We start from the raw sequence: 16,866 nt of genomic DNA, 5'->3' as shown, positions 1-16,866 counted from the left end.
CCCCCTCCGGCGTGATTTGCTTATGCGAATTTATCGGTTCGTCCAGGCTTGCAGACGAATTATCGTCAACGCTAATCGGTCCGTTTCGCGTCCGTCTTTTTAACGAGCACTTTTATGTCCCGTCATCCGTTGCTCACGCGCCGCACGTTTATCGCCGGCGTGGGCGCCTCGCTGGCCGCCGCGGCCTTACCCGTTGTCTCCACGTCAGTCTTCGCCGCGGATGCGCATGCGAAGGAATTTCGCATCGGTTATCAGAAAGCGGCCAACACGCTCGTATTGCTGAAGGCGCACGGCACGCTCGAAAAGCAGCTCGCACCGCTTGGCTTCACGGTCAAATGGACTGAGTTTCCCGCCGGCCCGCAGTTGCTCGAAGGATTGAATGTCGGCGCGATCGACTTCGGTTATGTCGGCGAGGCGCCGCCGGTGTTCGCGCAGGCAGCAGGCGCGAACTTTGTCTATACCGCGTATGAAATTCCGACGCCGCATGCCGAAGGGATCCTCGTCCATCAGGACGCGCCGATCAAAACGCTCGCCGATCTGAAGGGCAAAAAGATCGCGTTCAATAAAGGTTCGGACGTTCACTGGTTTCTGGTCGCCGCATTGCAGAAGAGCGGCGTGAAGTACAGCGACATCCAACCCGTCTTCCTGGCGCCCGCCGATGCGCGTGCGGCCTTCGAACGCGGTGCGATCGACGCATGGGCGATCTGGGACCCGTTCCTCGAGGCGGCCAAACGCCAGTCGAATGCCCGCTTGCTCGCCGACGCCGAAGGGATCGTCAGTCACCATCAGTTCTTCCTGAGCGCGCGGCCGTTTGCGGAGAAAAACGGTGACGTGCTCGCGATCGTGATGGATGCGGTGAGTAAAGAGGGCGAGTGGGTGCGCGGGCACTACAGCGAAGCCGCCGCACAGCTTGCGCCGATTCAGGGCCTCGACGCGGGCGTGATCGAAGCGGGTTTGCGGCACTATGCGCACATCTACAAACCCATCGACGCGAGTGTGCTTGCAGAACAGCAACGTATCGCCGACACATTCAGCGAGCTGCGCATCATCCCGACAAAGATCGTGACGAAGGACGCTGCATTGGCTGCCAAGGCTTAGGTCGCTTCGGCTCGGGTCACGTAGATCGCGATGCTTCGACGCCTAGGCGAATAGCGCTTCGACATTTTCCGGCGGGCGGCCAATCACGGCTCGCCCGTTCCGCACGACGATCGGTCGTTGCAGAAGGATCGGGTGCGTTTCCAATGCTTCGTATAACTGAGCGTCGCTCAGCGTGGTGTCGGAGAGGCCGAGTGTTTTGTATTCGGCTTCAGTGTCACGGATCATCTCGCGGACTGTGCAGCCTAACTGCGCGTTGAGTTGCTTCAACTGCGCGGCCGTGAGTGGTTGCTTCAGGTATTCGATGATTTCCGTTGGTTCGTTGGCGCTGTTGTAGGTGGTGGCGATCAGGTCGCAGGTAGCTCGCGATTTTGAACAACGGGGGTTGTGGTAGATGGTGATCATGGTTGGGTGAATGGTGCTTGTGTTGGGTGCGGGGTGTTTTTTGGTGGGGGATTTTAGCCGGTGCGGGAGTTGGGTGGGGCGATCGGGTTTGTTGAGGCAGGAACGTGGCGTTGTCTGTGGGTGATGATGTCGTTCGGTTTATGCGCATAAAGCGCCTGCCGGAAGTTGTCGAGCTATCGCCGGGTGGCTTGGGCCGCTCTACTGAACGCGTCAACCCATGTTGGTTGAGCCTCCCCCTTTGTATGCATGGACACGAGGCTTAGTGCAGCAGCCAGTCCCACCTCCGTGCCGTGCCGCAGGATCATGCATCGATCCCTACACCCCCCAGCAACGGCCGCTCCATGCTTGAGTCACGCCCGAAAAGTTTATGCGCATAAAGGTGCCCGCGCGTGACGGCTCGCGGGGCACGAGTGTGGCCCGGATATGCCTCGACGCCGCCAACAGTTGGGGCCTGTAAAAGCGATGCGACGCAGCAACGCCACCCTAGGTAAGCGGCACGGCGTCGAATCCCAGACTGCCGATGCACCACGACCCATACCCGTGGGCGCAGCTTCGCATCGCACCAGATCCAGTAGCGAACTCCCCCTTCGATACCTCACAGCGTCTGACACCTTCCCGGTGCCGCAAACCTATCGCCGTTGATCCGCTTCACACCCGCTGCGCTTTAGCTCAGCCATGCCACAACCTTTATGCGCATAAACCTATCCCGTTCGGCTAATTCTTCTCGCGTTTACACAAAAACGATTGAAATGCGAATTCATCCAGGTAAAATCCTTTTGCGTCTAAAAAGAGGAGGTGAAGATTGGCAGCAGAAATCATCGCGGTAACTCAGCAGAAGGGTGGGGTCGGGAAGAGCACAATCGCGATGCACCTCGGGGCTGCGTTCCATGAAAAAGGCAAACGCGTCCTCGTCGTAGACGCAGATGGTCAAAACACCCTGGTCCATTGGGCCAGCGCATCATCAGACGGCGAAACCGGCATTCCCTTCCCAGTCGTCAACCTCTCCGAAGCCGGCAGCCAGATCCATCGCGAGATCAAGAAGTTCGTGGCTGACTACGACATCATCGTCGTCGACTGCCCACCCTCCATCACCGAGAAAGTGTCCGGCGTCGTGTTGCTCGCGGCGAGCGTCGCGATCATGCCAACGTCGTCGTCGCCCGCCGACTATTGGTCGAGCGTCGGGCTGGTGAAACTCGTGCAGCAGGCCCAGGTCATGAACGAGGATCTGCGCGCCGTCTTTCTGCTGAATAAGACCGAAGAGAAACGGATGCTGACGCGCGAACTGAAGCGTGCGTTGGAAGAGCTCGGTTTTCCACTGCTCAAGACCCAGATCCCGACGCGGGAGGCCTACAAGCAGGCAATGGCCTTAGGGCAGACAGTGCTTCAGATGAACGATCGCGGCGCCAAGCTCGCCGCCATCGAAGTACGGGCGTGCGCCAACGAGATCGCAGCCCTGCTCCCCTGAATTTATGCGCATAAAGGACCCTGAATGAAACCCTCCCAATTCGCCAAAGGCTTTCAAGCACGTCCTGATACGACTAGCAGCGAAAAGCGAACCGCTCTCGACCGCCTGAACGCGATCGACGGTTTGGTCAAGAATGGCGCCCCAACTGGCGATGTACCGAACCGCGTCATCCAGCCTGTCCTTTCCCAGGACGTCACCGAACTCGAAGCGGCGGATATCGCCAATGAGTCGGCGGCCTACCGTGCCTGGCGGATCGAAAACGCCTACCGGCCGGGCCAGGTCATCGAGCTCGCGCTCAAGACGATCAAACCGAGCCCGTTCAATCCGCGCCATTTCTATCTGAAGGCGTCGATTGCCGAGCTTGCTGTCAATCTGGCGAAGCAGGGCCAGCAGCAGGCGATTCACGTCATTCCCGATTACGACAATCCCGGCACCTACTACGTAAGCGATGGCGGCCGGCGCGTGCGGGCGCTTAAAGAAGCGAACAAGGAATCGGTGAAGGCAATCGTCATCGACCTACCGATCGGCATCCAGAGCTATAAGCTCGGCTACGACCTCAACGTCCAGCGCGATTCGCAGACCGTGTTCGACAACGCCGTCGTCTGGAAACGCTTTCTCGACGATCGGCATTTCCAGAGCCAGAAGGAGCTCGCCGAACATCTCGGACTGGACGAGTCAACCATCGCAGTCGCCCTGTCGATTGCGAAGCTACCCGAGGCGGTGATGCATGAGATGGTCGCAAGGCCTGACCGCTTTGGTTCGAACATGGCGTATCAGGTGGGCCGCTATCACACCGCCCGCGGCGCCGACGCTACGCTGCGCCTGATCAACAAAATCCTCTCGGACGACCTGAGCACGCGACAGGTTGCGGACATCGTCAAGGGCAGAGCAAGTGCGCAGGAAAGCACCAAGCCGGCGGGTCGGCAGCGCTATGCGCAGCGTCTGGAAATCAAGCTCGCCGGCGTCTCGGTCGGCGATCTGAAATCGTATGGAGACGATCGAATCGAACTGCGCCTGAAGGGCCTCACCCGTGAAAAGCGTGACGACATCCTTCGTCAGATTGAAAAGATGCTGAAGTAACGAAGGAAGAGCATCAGCAGGAAAAGAAACGGCGGCACACGAAAGTGGCCGCCGTTTTTCTTGATGTAATCTTGACGATTACGCCGCGCGCGATTGGCTCAGCGTGAAGGCGAGCAGATCACCATCGGTGGGTTCGCCCCAGGTTTTGCGAGCCAGCCAATCGAAGAACGCCGTTTCGACGATCTTCGAATCCAGCCCACGACGGCGCCAGTCGTCCCGCATATGTGTGCCGAGATCCGGCAACACGTCGTCCTCAAACGACTTCCGCGCGATCTCCCGCTCCGACTCACCTTGCTCGTCGTAAAGCTCGCGCGCTTCCTTGCGGCGGACCGCCGAGTACTCGCCAAGCAGCCGCGCTTTCAGGTCGTCCGCCGGCGCAGCCACCGCGGCTTTGCCGCCGCTACCCGATGCCAGCGCCTCGACCGGCGGTGCATAGCCCTTCTTCAACGCATCCTTGAACAGAGCCGGCGCGCTACGCACAGCGGGCAAGGACGTGCTGCGCATGCGTTGCTCGGTCATCTGCAGCGCCGCGCGAATCCGGTTTTCTTCGCTATCGGCGTACAGTGTTTGCGCTTCTTTCAGCGGAATGCCGATCTTCACCATCCGGTCAACCAAGGTGCTGTCGAATACATTCGGGTGTTCGTCGAGTGCAAGCATAGGCTGTTTGCGCTCGGTCACGCGGAACTGGATCTCGGCAACCCGCCGTCCTTCCCGGTGCTCGATCAACTCGACAAAGATGTTGGTGACCGCATTTACTTCGGCGATGGCCGGGCGCAGGTAATCGCGCTTGAAGTACTTGTACTCGCGCTTCGCCTCATCACCCGCTTCGGTGTCTGGCGTGCCCGAGAGAATAGGGCGCCACCATTCCCATGTTTCGCGCATCGTCAGATGGCTCGGGTTGGTCAGGTAGCGAACGCAAATCTCGTAAAGTGCGAGCCCCGCGCTACTGCGCAACTGGCTCTGGAACTGCAGACTCAACCGCGCATACTGAACAGGATCGAGCAGCTTCTTTTTGATCTTCGGCGCAAATGAGAACTCCACCCACACACGGCGAGTGGTGGGATCTTCGAGAATTTCCGCGTCGGCAATCAGCGTGGAAATACCCCATTTCCGACCCGGCTTCTGGCTGGACGTGCCGGTACTCCATTCGACCTGCACCGACACCATGCGCCGCAGGTGCTCTTTCACGAGCGCCGTGTCGTTCGAATCGAATGCGGAATTGGCGACGATGTCGGACAGCAAGGCCCGATACGTATCGCCGGACTCATCGGCTTGCTGAGCGACGGCAAGGAGAACGTTGAACAGCTTGCGGGTGAGGAGCGTGATCTTGCCGCTCTTGGGCTGGATGGCGATCGCCTCGACGGCCTTGCGTAATTCGGCCGAGCTCGGGCTGACTACATCTGTCTTCTTCGCGCGCTTCGTGGCCATGCGTCTGGTCGAGGAGGGATTTGGCGAGAGCATACCGGCTGTGGTGATACGCGTCTATAGCACGGGTCTCACCGTTCCCGGTGAAGTGAGTTTACGAGGCACAACTCACCTCGAGCAACTCCCGAAAACCCTCACCTCACCCGTTTCGCGCCAGGTTCAGGGCATCCTTACAGGTCGCGGCCTCCAGAAAATTGACCCATTTCTGACCTGCCGCGAACCGGAGCTATTCGATCCCGAATCTTCTCACCTCAAAAAAAATTTTCGTGAATTTTGGCTGCACGCACGTAGCGAGCGAGGCGCACTCGTACTCGATCGGTGGCTTGGATGCACTTTTGCCGATTTCAGCGGATAGGGGAGGGGAGAAACCCGACAAGCGTGCCGTGCCTCCTCCCTAAGCAGGCACCACGCCGAAGCCCGCCGGCACGCATATGCGTCGATTGCGGCCATGTGGCCATCGATGCACAGATGCACACGGCAATCGCCGCATATTCGATTGAGCAAATGGCCCGCGAACCTGGCGGCAAGACATCTGATTCACGCGGCAGTGAGATCCGAGTCGCGAGAATCTCCCCCGAAAAAGCTCACCTTAACGCTAGCTGAGCGCTTGGAACGACGCGGCCTCCAGACCTGGCGCGTTGAAAAAACACCGATAAATAGTCCCGAAAAGACTCACCTATGAGTCCGAATCAGGCCTACGCAGCGTATGAAAAAGCCCCCCCGAAAAACCTCACCTTTGCGCAGCGCACAAAAATTATCCAATGATTTCATTGACTTATCAGACCGCTATTCACCGAGCCATGGGCACACGCTCCCGTATATCCTCACCTTTAACAGCTTTTCAGTGAAATTCGACGTTTCCGGTCGCAACCCAAAGGGCCCCGAAAAACCTCACCTTAAGATTTTCGCAGGCCCAAAATCAGAATGACTCTGACAGCGTCAGTAGGGCTTTTCCGGCCCATTGCGGCGACTTCGGTCCTGTATTTCCTCACCTTAGAGAAGACAAACGTCCCAAAAGGCTCCCGAAAAACCTCACCTCAGGCCCAAAACAGCTTTTTTGGCGAGTCGGCTATCGCCTCGATCCAGGTCTCCCGAATTCGCTCACCTTTCCGCAAAGGGTGATCGACGACCTCATCGACGCACCGAACCGAATTTCGGTCGAAATCAGCTTCAGCTCCCGCAAACCCTCACCTTAAGCGTCCAAATGCACAAAATTGAGGCAAAAATGACGCCTCGGCCCCGGAAAGTCTCACCTTCAGTTCGCGTTTTCTCCTGTCTTGACTCACCAATGGGGTTAACGAGGCCAAAATAAGGTCAAAAATTGGCGGCCGCGGTGGTCCCGAAAGCGCTCACCTTAAGGCCCATCGAGCTCCGCACCTACTTTTGAGTGCTGCCGGGCGATCCCGGTCGCTCAGGTCCCGCAAAATCTCACCTTTAGCGAAACCACACTTTGGGGCAGCTCCTGAACCCGCTCACGTTCTGTCCCGGACCTGCTCACCGAGGCCCCCGAACCTCATCACTCAACACTCCCGCAAGACCTCACCACCTCTCCCGTAAAGCTTCACCTTGCCGGGCTGGAACGCCCACCTGGTAAGGGTTTGCCATGGCGTTAACGTTTTTAACATGGGTTCAAAGGTGTTTACTTTTATTACTCTCTAGACTTTCCCCGCGCGTCCTTCGGACAAGACTGCTTCACCCCCAACCGCTCCCATGACGCCCGCGTGAAACAGTGAGCGATCAAAAAGAAACTACTGAAACTTCTTTATTTACAACAACTTATTAGCTAGTCTTCGTTTTGTTTCACGGAAAAACCAAGCTCGCTCCGATCTTGTGAGCTACCAGCAACGTCAAAACACGCCAATTGGCTAAATAACACTCGTCCTCAACAAATACGTAGCAAACAATACGTAAATTGTTATGATTCATCCAATTCGAGTGACATCGAGGTATACATGAATCTGGACCAGGAACGGCAAGCCATCCATGACGAGCTTGAATCGTTGAGGGCTAGCGGAGCACGGCGGCAAGAACTATCGCTGCATGCTTGCAAACGACTTTTCTTCGATTTGGGCATTCGCCCGTCCATGGCGGCCGTCCGCGACCTGACACAAACAGGCAGTGCAAGTGACATCCCAAAGGACATCGACCACTTCTGGGAACGGATCCGAACGGTGTCGCGCGTCAAAGTTGGCGCCGGCGCTATCCCGAAAGCACTAGAAGATCGCGCCGGAGAATTATTAGGCGCCCTTTTCGAAGAAGCCGTCGTGCATGCCCGCTCTACCCTCGACAGCGAACGCGAGGAAATTCGCGCCCAAGCCACCCTCGCCGACCAACGCGCACGGGAAGCGGAAATTCGCTGCGACGTTTCGGAAGAAGCGATCAAGCGCAGCGAACTCAGAGCTGAAGCCGCGTGGGAACGTGTTCGCGCACTCGAGACTGAGCTATCCAGCGCCACCACACATGGGACTGCTCACCAGGAAGGCTTGCAGGCCACGGTCCGTCGACTTGATGGCGAAAACGAAACGCTGCGCCAACGCCTCGATACCGAACAGGCGACGAACGCGGCGCTCCGCGACCGAATCGATGCGCTGCATGTCGAATTGCGCCAAAGCACCGAGCACTATGCGCAACAGATCAAGGACGCCGTCGCCGAAGCCGAGCGCCGTGTGAAGCCAATGCTGGTCGAACTCGATTCCTTGCGCAGCATGGCGGCCACCTACCAATCGGGGGTGCGTGACGCCAGCCGCAAGGAATTCGAGTTTATTCAGCAGCTCGCTGCAGCCAAGGCGCGTGGCGATCGGCTCGACGCGCAACTGCGCGAGCAGTCGGATGAAGTGGATGTTTTGACGAAAGAAGTCGCGGCGCTGCGCGGCCAGCAGGACATCGATCCCGCCGTCGCGAACCTGTTGTGTTCGCTAGTCGAAGCCGGCAGGCTCACGACCGACGAGCTATCAGCGATCGGTACTGCGGCGGACGGCCATGTCACGTTGCCGCTGCGTTGCCCAAAATGTGAGGAAGGTGAGCCCGAGTTGTCGCAAGTGGATCACCGCTTCGAGCTGCAGTGTCCGGAATGCGATCACTCATCAGGACCCGGCGAATCAAGGCTGGAGGCGGTTAGCCGGTTTTTGTCGAGTGGCTCGATTGCAGCATCGGCGTGACCCTCGGCGCACGCGTCATAACAGATAAATCGCCAAAGGTGAGGAAATTCGGGACCTGATGGGTGAGTATTTTCAGGACCCGTTCACTCACCCTTTCCTCGTCAAACGCCCGTCACGCCTAGGCGCGGGCAATGGCGGAGCAGCTGGATCCGGTTTATCCACTGTTGGCGAATCCTGCTGATCCATCCACCTTTGCCATGCCCGGTACAAACGGTTGGCAGACACGGCCTGGACAAATCCCAGCCATTGCCCGACCTGTTCCGCCTCAACTCCACTCTCGAATAGATCTGCCGCGAAGGTGTTGCGCAAAGTTTGCGGACTGGCGCGTGAGGCTCGGGACGCGGCGATGCCTGCGGCGTCGATCAACGCATCGACGCCGCGCAGCATGGTCGCCTTGTGCATTGGGCGTCCTGAAGGCGAAGCGGGAAAGACCAGATTGCCGGCCAGTTCGGAAAGGCGCCGTTCCGCAAGCCAAGCGTCGAGAACGGCCGCCGCGAAGGGTGCGAGCCGGGTACGGCGCGTCAGCATCGGATTCGAGGACTCGATTGTGACCCACGGCGATCCGACGTTCACGCAACTAACCGTAAGTGCTGCCGCTTCCCCGGTCTTGATACCGCCGCCGAGAAACACAGCGATCAACGCGCGGTCACGCCGCTCTCTCCAGCGCTGCGCAATGGACAAAACCGGCAACGGCGAAAACAGATGCGCAATGAGCGCTGCGCGTTCTGCATGATTGAGAAACCCGGTCGGCTCGTTATCGCGTGCATTCCGCCATGCTGCTTCGCCATCCTGAGCAATGAAGCGTGCAGGATTGGTCGACGCGGATTCGATTTCGCGCACGTGATCCAGCACCCGTTCAATGAGCCGCAAATACCGGACACGTTGCGGTTTTCGGATCTCAAGGCCGGCCACGAATTCGGCGATGGTTTGCGTGTCGACCGTGACCAGACTCTTTTGGCGAACCGCAAGCCAGTCGAGGAAAAGCCCCCACTGTGCTTGATAGACTTCAGCAGAAGAGCGTCTGAAATGTTGCTTGGCAAGCCACGCGTCGAACGCGATTTGCGGATCGCGGCGCCAGTCTTCCCGTTCCTGATCGAAGAGATCCGTTGACGGTGCAGGGCGTGGAACCGGGTCGGACAGATTAGGAGGCGACATAGGCTATTCTTCCGTTAGTTGCGCATATTGTGTAGGTGGCAACCGATGAAAGTACAGCGCCTGAGTCAGTCGCCCCACGCCCGTGCGTGCTTTAGCGGCGCGTCTTTAGAAGTGGGTTGCGCTGCGCGCCGTGCCGCCTCTTCATAGGCCGAGACGGCAAAGGCAAATACTGCAGGCAATGCCGTGGATGTACCAAAATCCACCGCCTCATCCGTTTCCGGATAAGGCAACTCGGACGGCCGTTGGAAGAGCCCGAGCATGATCGCGTCGTGCCGGCTCGCAAACCCGAGGTCTGCCAACGCTTCGGCTTCGATTGCATGAAGCAGGCGCCACGAGAGCGGCACCTGCTGGACGATGTAGCGCGCGGCGATGTTGCGCACGATGTGTTCAAGATCGCGCGCCGCGGTTTGATAGCGCAGCGCGGCCAGAGCATGCTCGGCTTGTTCGGTGGTCAGGTCGTTCATTATCGGCTCCAGTCGACACCCTGTACTGTACAAATATACAGTGTCTCGCGCAACCTCGGCCGAACGGACAATTCAGTCCAATTCAGACATCAACCTGCAACGGTGCGCCTACCCCTCAGCCGTGAATCACCACTAGCAATGCTTTCGCCTCGCCCTTTCCGGCGTTGCGGATTGCGTGCGGCTCGTCGGCGACATAGCGCGCGGTGTCCGCGGCCTTGAGCCGCTTCGTCGCGCCCGCCGCCTCGATCTCTATCGATCCCTGCAGCACCGTCAAATGCTCACGCGTGCCGGGTTCGTGCGCGTTCGACACCAGCGCCCCACCCGGCTGCAACGTCAACTCGTACCACTCGAACTTGCCGGCCAATTCGATCGGACCCCAGACTCGCAACTGATACTTGGCCTCGTGCCCGCTCAAAGTCGGGATGTCGTGCGGACCGGAGACGGCAATCGCCTCCGGCGCCTTCTGCGGCGCGAACAGTGAATCGAGACTGACGCCGAGGGCGTTCGTCAGACGCCACGCGACCGCGATCGTCGGATTGGCCTTGTCGCGCTCGATTTCCGAGAGCATCGATTTCGACACGCCGGCCGCGCGCGACAGGTCGTCGAGCGTCATGCGCCGTTCGGCGCGCAGACGCTGAATCTGCTCGCCGACGCGAGGCGGCGCAGCGATCGCCGGGACCGGACTCGCGCCTGAAATGGGTGCCGCGTTGGCTGCTGCGCGGCGGATTCCCGAACTTGCCATTTACTGACCTATCGTTTAGAGTTGTTCGACATACCGGATTTTAGTTCGGAAAAACGAAAATATCCGATAAAACTGACAACCGACTATAACAGCCCGCCTCGACGTCGAACATGCCGCAAGTGCCGGACATGTGCTGGACATGTCGGGGTGCACCACCCTTTCAGGAGTCTGGTTCATGCGTGACCTTTACCTCGCCCATCTGCGCGGCACACTCGAGCAGATCCGCGCCGACGGTTTTTACAAGAACGAGCGCGTGATCGCCAGCCCCCAGTCGGCTGACGTGCGTCTTGCGAACGGCACGGAAGTGCTGAATTTCTGCGCGAACAACTATCTTGGTCTGGCCAACGACGAACGCCTGATCGAGGCCGCGAAACAAGGCCTGGATAACGACGGCTTCGGCATGGCGTCGGTGCGCTTCATTTGCGGCACGCAAACAGTGCACAAGGATCTCGAAAAAGCGTTGGCCGCATTTCTGCAAACTGACGACTGCATTCTCTACTCCAGCTGTTTTGATGCGAACGGCGGTCTGTTCGAAACCTTGCTCGACGACAACGACGCCATCATCAGCGACGAGTTGAACCACGCGAGCATCATCGACGGTGTGCGGCTGTCGAAGGCGAAGCGCTTTCGCTACAAGAACAATGACCTCGTGGATCTCGAAGCCAGGCTGAAAGAAGCGGATGCCGCCGGCGCACGCTTCAAGCTGATCGCTACCGACGGCGTCTTCTCGATGGACGGCATCATCGCCGACCTCGCAGGCATTTGCGATCTCGCCGACCGCTACGGCGCACTCGTGATGGTCGACGATTCGCACGCGGTCGGTTTCGTCGGCGAACATGGGCGCGGCACGCCGGAACATTGCGGTGTGCTGTCGCGCGTCGACATCATTACCGGCACACTTGGTAAGGCATTGGGCGGCGCATCGGGCGGCTACGTTGCAGCGCGCCAGGAAGTCATCGATTTGCTGCGTCAACGCTCGCGTCCCTATCTGTTCTCCAACACGCTGACACCGAGCATCGCCGCCGCTTCGCTGAAAGTACTCGAATTGCTCGCCAGTGACGAAGGCGCGCAACTGCGTGCGCGCGTCCGCGAAAACGGCGCGCATTTCCGCCGCGCGATGAGCGCGCTCGGCTTCACGCTCGTGCCCGGCGAACACCCGATCATTCCGGTCATGCTGGGCGACGCGCAACTCGCATCGAACATGGCCGACGCGTTGTTGAAGGAAGGCGTATACGTGATCGGCTTCTCGTTCCCCGTGGTGCCCAAAGGCCGCGCACGCATTCGCACGCAAATGAGCGCCGCGCACACGCCGGAACAAATCGATCGAGCTGTCGACGCATTTGCGCGCGTCGGCCGTCAACTCGGTGTCATCTGAAGCGGAGGCGCATATGAAAGCATTGGCAAAACTCGAACGCGCACCGGGCCTCACGCTGACGGATGTGAAGAAACCCGAAGTCGGTCACAACGACGTGATGATCCGCATCACGCGCACCGCGATTTGCGGCACCGATATCCACATCTGGAAATGGGACGACTGGGCGCAAAAGACGATTCCCGTACCGATGCATGTCGGCCACGAATACGTCGGCGAAATCGTCGAGATGGGTCAGGAAGTGCGCGGCTTTGCGATCGGCGATCGCGTGTCGGGCGAAGGGCATATCACCTGCGGATTCTGTCGCAACTGTCGTGCAGGACGCCGGCATCTGTGCCGCAATACGGTGGGCGTTGGTGTGAATCGCGAAGGCGCATTCGCCGAATACCTCGTGATTCCCGCGTTCAACGCGTTCAAGATCCCGCCTGAAATCTCCGACGATCTCGCCGCGATCTTCGATCCGTTCGGCAACGCAACGCATACGGCGCTGTCGTTCAACCTGGTCGGCGAAGACGTGCTGATTACCGGCGCCGGGCCCATCGGCATCATGGCGGTAGCGATTGCGAAACATGTTGGCGCACGCAATGTGGTGATTACCGACGTCAACGACTATCGCCTCGAACTCGCGCGCAAGATGGGCGCGACGCGTGCGGTTAACGTCTCGCGTGAATCGTTGCGCGACGTGATGGCTGATCTGCACATGGCCGAAGGTTTCGACGTCGGGCTGGAAATGTCAGGCGTGCCGAGCGCTTTCACCAGCATGCTCGAAGCGATGAACCACGGCGGCAAGATTGCGCTGCTCGGCATTCCGCCTGCGCAGACCGCTATCGACTGGACCCAGGTGATCTTCAAAGGCCTCGAAATCAAGGGCATTTATGGCCGCGAGATGTTCGAGACCTGGTACAAGATGGTCGCGATGCTGCAGAGTGGTTTGGATCTGTCGCCGATCCTCACGCACCACTTCAAGGTCGACGATTATCAGGAAGCGTTCGCCACGATGCTCTCAGGCGAGAGCGGCAAGGTCATTCTCGACTGGACCGCTGCATGATTTGAAAAAGCGCTGCATTCAAGCGCAACTGCTGAAACAAAACGCCCGCACCGCGCTCACGCGCCTGCGGGCGTTTTTTCGAACTCAGCCTGAATACGCACATGAATATCGTCGCCGACAGCCGGATACCATGTCGACAAACCGAACTTCGCGCGGCTGAAATGCCCTTCCGCGGAAAAGCCGAGTGTATCTTTTTTCGTGAGCGGATCGGGCGCGAAGCCGTTGAAGGTCACATCGAGCGTCACAGGTTGCGTCACGCCGTGAATCGTCAGATCGCCGGTCAACGTGCCGCGCGAATCGCCGGTGCGCTCAAAGTGCGTGCTGACGAAGCGCAGCTCAGGATAGCGCGCGACGTCGAGCATGCTGTCGCTTTTCACCATCTTGTCGAGTAGCGGCACATTCGTATCGATGCTCGCGGCATCGATCGTAATCGCGACGCTGCTCTTGTCCATCCCGCCTTGGTTCCAGTCGAGTTGCCCCTGCCTGCGATCGAAGCGCATCGTAAAGCGCGAGTACTTGAAGTGATCGATGTCGAAGGTGATGCTGCAATGGTCCCGATCGAGATCGTAGCGGCCAGGCGGCACGCGTGCTTCGTTCTGGCTGACCGTATGGGTAAGCACTTGCAAAGGCGTGCAGGCCATCGAAGTCAGCAGCGCTGCGCTGAGCAACGCGCGTACCAAGGTGATGCGGACAACAGGGAAGCTCATGGAATTCGTCCGGTTGGTCGACCAGCATCACGATAACAGCAAGCGCAGCAATCCGCCGAAGCGCACAAAAACTTGACGAAGGAGAATGATCGTTCTACCCTTCGCACATGGCTACTCAAACCCCAACTGAATTGCTTGCATCCGGCAGCGCGCGTGAAAGGCTGCTCGATGCCGCGGAGGCGTTGATCTACGCCGGCGGTATCCATGCCACCGGTGTCGATGCGATCGTCAAGCAATCTGGTACTGCGCGTAAGAGCTTTTACACGCACTTCGAATCGAAAGACGCGCTTGTCGCGGCCGCGCTGGAGCGGCGCGACGAACGCTGGATGAACTGGTTTATCGCGGGCACGTTGCAGCACGGCAAGACTGCACGCGCACACCTGCTCGGCATGTTCGATGTGCTGCGCGAATGGTTTGCGTCGGAGGACTTTCACGGTTGCGCGTTTCTGAACGCGGCCGGCGAAATCGCCTCCGCGGAGGATCCGATCCGGATCGTCGCGCGTGAACACAAGGAGCGCCTGCTCGTGTTCGTGCGAACCCAGTGCGATGACTACGCGGCCGAATCGGGCATGGACGCGCGCCGCACCGCGCGCTTGTCGCGCCAATGGCTGATCCTGCTCGACGGCGCCATTGCCGTGGCGCTGGTGAGCGGCGAGGCCGACGCCGCGCTCGACGCGCGAGCCGCCGCCGAAGCCTTGCTCAATACCGAGTCCGCAAGCGAATCGAACCCACTCGCAGGTAAGTCCGCGAGCAAGTCCCCAAGTGAAGCCCGAAGCAAACGACCGCCATCCCGGCGCACAGAAACCTGACTGAGGAAACACACACCATGGCTGACTCGATCGAAACCCGCCCGCCTCTTCCGCCCTTCACACGCGAAACCGCGATCCAGAAGGTACGCGCCGCGGAAGACGGCTGGAATACCCGCGACCCCGAACGCGTGTCGCTCGCATACACACCGGATAGCGTCTGGCGCAACCGTGCCGAGTTCACGCATGGCCGAGCGGAGATCGTCGGCCTGTTGCGCCGCAAATGGGCAAAGGAACTCGACTACCGCCTGATCAAGGAACTATGGGCATTCACAGATAACCGCATCGCTGTGCGCTTCGCTTACGAATGGCACGACGACTCCAACAACTGGTTCCGTTCATACGGTAATGAGAATTGGGAGTTCGATGAGCACGGGCTGATGGCGCGCCGGCATGCCAGCATCAACGACCTGCCGATCCGCGAGGCCGACCGTCTTTATCATTGGCCGCTCGGCCGCCGTCCTGACGACCATCCCGGCTTGTCCGACCTCGGCCTTTAGACCTCTCCCAGCGATCGAAGGTGGACACGTGCCGTGTGTTCACCGCTCTGCCATCGGTTCTCCGTTATCGTTGCGTCTGCGTCGTGGGGCACGTCCCGTGCCCGCGCGCCCGAGCGTGTCCTCCACATCGCCAGTACGGGTTGAGGTACAGTGCGCGACGGACGACAAGCAAGAATACCTAGAACACAGATGACACCGGCGTTCGATCGGTGGCGGAGAATACATGCATTTTCGTCAGACAAAAAAGCAGATTCGACACGCGGCCGTAGCGCTCGTCGCGAGCCTCGCCGCAGCGTCCGCTGCGCATGCGGGCAACTGGTGCGAGGGCGGCATATGGGTCGACGCCATGCTTGGCTCGTATCACATCAATCCCGACCCCAATACCCATTTCGAGCAGTTCAATCCTGGCCTTGGCGTCGAATGCTGGCTCAACAATCAATGGGCGGTGACTGCCGGCGGCTTCCGCAATTCGCTGCGGCGCCCTTCTTATTATGGCGGCGGTGTCTGGGCGCCCGAGTTCGCGCACTGGGGCATTGTGCGGATCGCGGCGATCGGCGGGATTATCTCGGGCTATAACTACGGCAACTGGGGTCTCGGCCGCAACCACACGATCGGGCCGGTGGTCGCGCCGATCGTGATGGTCGACTACAAGCGCGTTGGGGCTAACTTCATTGTGATCCCGCCGATCCCCTCGGACAATCTTCCATTCACGATCGGGTTTCAGGTGAAGGTGAAGTTCTAGTCTGCAAAGGTGAGCGATTCCAGGATGGTGAGGAATTCCAGGAGACGCAACGACCTCAACGAAAGGTGAGCTTTTCCAGGGCGCATCACATCACGTCGGTGAGAGGTGAGCCGTTCCAGGAGATGTCGCCATATCAGCGAGAGGTGAGTCGTACCGCGGGCTGAACTGCACCGTAGGAGCAAGCAAAACCACGCCAAGGTGAGGAGTTCCAGGAGAGCGCTCGCAAAAGGTGAGCGATTCCAGGAGGTGAGGAATCGCCGCGTTGAGCACGCACCTGAAATAAGGTGAGGATTTCCAGGGAGTCTTGGTCATGGCCGCCGACGGTCAGCTCCTGGAACTCCTCACCATCCCGAAAAGCCTCACCTCGACACGTGATTGCACCGCCTCATTGAGTTTGAGCGTTTTCATGCATTTGAGGCCTCGGCAACAGAACACGTTTAGGCGCAGCGGTCTTACCCACCTCCCTCGCGCGAATCTGCTTACGACTTTACCAAACGGTTAACTCGTCGCGGCTTTTATTCAATAGACGTTGCTGGGTCCCAGTGAGACGATTCAATCAACGGAAGCAAGCCTTTAGCGCGGCGGCGCAACGAGCTTCATCGAAAGTCCGAGGCGAAGCCCTGGGATGAAATTCCCCGCTGTCAAAGCCGCTGAAGATGTTTTGTGCAGATGCTCAAGCGGTAGTGTCGCTTCCGATGATTA

15 protein-coding genes are annotated in these 16,866 nt (G+C 59.1%); 9 read left to right on the top strand and 6 right to left on the bottom strand.

The window, feature by feature from the left end; genetic code table 11:
• Nucleotides 1-114: 114 nt before the first annotated feature.
• The gene (locus tag M0D66_RS32925; protein WP_211706782.1) at nucleotides 115-1,098 is read left to right on the top strand and encodes a sulfonate ABC transporter substrate-binding protein; all 984 of its coding nucleotides are present in this window, start codon (nucleotides 115-117) and stop codon (nucleotides 1,096-1,098) included.
• A 42-nt stretch (nucleotides 1,099-1,140) separates the two neighbouring features.
• On the opposite strand, the gene arsC is transcribed toward M0D66_RS32925, so the two are convergent.
• Nucleotides 1,141-1,500 carry an arsenate reductase (glutaredoxin) gene (gene arsC / locus M0D66_RS32920; RefSeq protein ID WP_200620608.1) on the bottom strand — a complete coding sequence of 120 codons (360 nt, stop codon included), beginning with the start codon at nucleotides 1,498-1,500 and terminating at the stop codon, nucleotides 1,141-1,143.
• A gap of 802 nt (nucleotides 1,501-2,302) precedes the next feature.
• Between arsC and parA the strand changes: the two genes are divergently transcribed.
• Together parA and M0D66_RS32910 are read left to right on the top strand one after the other, a co-directional pair.
• Nucleotides 2,303-2,965, top strand: coding sequence for a ParA family partition ATPase (gene parA, locus M0D66_RS32915; RefSeq protein ID WP_054034704.1), 663 nt, complete (start codon nucleotides 2,303-2,305; stop codon nucleotides 2,963-2,965).
• A 24-nt stretch (nucleotides 2,966-2,989) separates the two neighbouring features.
• Nucleotides 2,990-4,045, top strand: coding sequence for a ParB/RepB/Spo0J family partition protein (locus M0D66_RS32910; protein WP_211705731.1), 1,056 nt, complete (start codon nucleotides 2,990-2,992; stop codon nucleotides 4,043-4,045).
• 78 nt (nucleotides 4,046-4,123) lie between these two features.
• On the opposite strand, the gene M0D66_RS32905 is transcribed toward M0D66_RS32910, so the two are convergent.
• Entirely contained in the window at nucleotides 4,124-5,473 is a 1,350-nt protein-coding gene (locus M0D66_RS32905) for a replication initiation protein (RefSeq protein WP_054034706.1), read from the bottom strand.
• Nucleotides 5,474-7,422: 1,949 nt separating this feature from the next.
• On the opposite strand from M0D66_RS32905, the gene M0D66_RS32900 reads away from it, so the two are divergent.
• Complete coding sequence (locus M0D66_RS32900) at nucleotides 7,423-8,628, top strand: DNA-binding protein (protein ID WP_266212576.1); 1,206 nt, start codon at nucleotides 7,423-7,425, stop codon at nucleotides 8,626-8,628.
• A gap of 87 nt (nucleotides 8,629-8,715) precedes the next feature.
• On the opposite strand, the gene M0D66_RS32895 is transcribed toward M0D66_RS32900, so the two are convergent.
• The 3 genes from M0D66_RS32895 to M0D66_RS32885 all read right to left on the bottom strand — a co-directional run bounded on the left by M0D66_RS32895 (nucleotide 8,716) and on the right by M0D66_RS32885 (nucleotide 10,989).
• On the bottom strand, nucleotides 8,716-9,783 hold the full coding sequence (locus M0D66_RS32895) for a tyrosine-type recombinase/integrase (RefSeq protein WP_093634339.1): 1,068 nt from the start codon (nucleotides 9,781-9,783) through the stop codon (nucleotides 8,716-8,718).
• Nucleotides 9,784-9,848: 65 nt separating this feature from the next.
• Entirely contained in the window at nucleotides 9,849-10,247 is a 399-nt protein-coding gene (locus M0D66_RS32890; RefSeq protein ID WP_093634340.1) for a DUF2471 family protein, read from the bottom strand.
• 115 nt (nucleotides 10,248-10,362) lie between these two features.
• The gene (locus tag M0D66_RS32885) at nucleotides 10,363-10,989 is read right to left on the bottom strand and encodes a helix-turn-helix domain-containing protein (RefSeq protein ID WP_093634341.1); all 627 of its coding nucleotides are present in this window, start codon (nucleotides 10,987-10,989) and stop codon (nucleotides 10,363-10,365) included.
• A gap of 175 nt (nucleotides 10,990-11,164) precedes the next feature.
• On the opposite strand from M0D66_RS32885, the gene M0D66_RS32880 reads away from it, so the two are divergent.
• Nucleotides 11,165-12,364, top strand: a complete 1,200-nt coding sequence (locus tag M0D66_RS32880) for a glycine C-acetyltransferase (protein ID WP_093634342.1) — start codon at nucleotides 11,165-11,167, stop codon at nucleotides 12,362-12,364.
• Nucleotides 12,365-12,377: 13 nt separating this feature from the next.
• Nucleotides 12,378-13,409, top strand: a complete 1,032-nt coding sequence (gene tdh / locus M0D66_RS32875) for an L-threonine 3-dehydrogenase (protein WP_028195988.1) — start codon at nucleotides 12,378-12,380, stop codon at nucleotides 13,407-13,409.
• 56 nt (nucleotides 13,410-13,465) lie between these two features.
• Here tdh and M0D66_RS32870 read toward each other — a convergent pair whose 3' ends face one another.
• Entirely contained in the window at nucleotides 13,466-14,116 is a 651-nt protein-coding gene (locus tag M0D66_RS32870) for a YceI family protein (RefSeq protein WP_266212574.1), read from the bottom strand.
• A gap of 107 nt (nucleotides 14,117-14,223) precedes the next feature.
• Here M0D66_RS32870 and M0D66_RS32865 point away from each other — a divergent pair, with 107 nt between their 5' ends.
• From M0D66_RS32865 to M0D66_RS32855, 3 genes are all read left to right on the top strand, one after another.
• The gene (locus tag M0D66_RS32865) at nucleotides 14,224-14,925 is read left to right on the top strand and encodes a TetR/AcrR family transcriptional regulator (protein WP_211699855.1); all 702 of its coding nucleotides are present in this window, start codon (nucleotides 14,224-14,226) and stop codon (nucleotides 14,923-14,925) included.
• 17 nt (nucleotides 14,926-14,942) lie between these two features.
• A complete protein-coding gene (locus M0D66_RS32860; protein ID WP_093634345.1) occupies nucleotides 14,943-15,422 on the top strand; it encodes a nuclear transport factor 2 family protein in 480 nt (159 codons plus the stop codon).
• 223 nt (nucleotides 15,423-15,645) lie between these two features.
• Nucleotides 15,646-16,164 carry a hypothetical protein gene (locus M0D66_RS32855; protein WP_093634346.1) on the top strand — a complete coding sequence of 173 codons (519 nt, stop codon included), beginning with the start codon at nucleotides 15,646-15,648 and terminating at the stop codon, nucleotides 16,162-16,164.
• Nucleotides 16,165-16,866 lie beyond the last annotated feature (702 nt).

The sequence above is a fragment of the Paraburkholderia sp. SECH2 genome (assembly GCF_030464795.1).
Classification (GTDB): domain Bacteria; phylum Pseudomonadota; class Gammaproteobacteria; order Burkholderiales; family Burkholderiaceae; genus Paraburkholderia; species Paraburkholderia aspalathi.
Note: the sequence above shows the minus strand (reverse complement) of the source record. Positions and strands in the feature narration are given on the sequence as shown.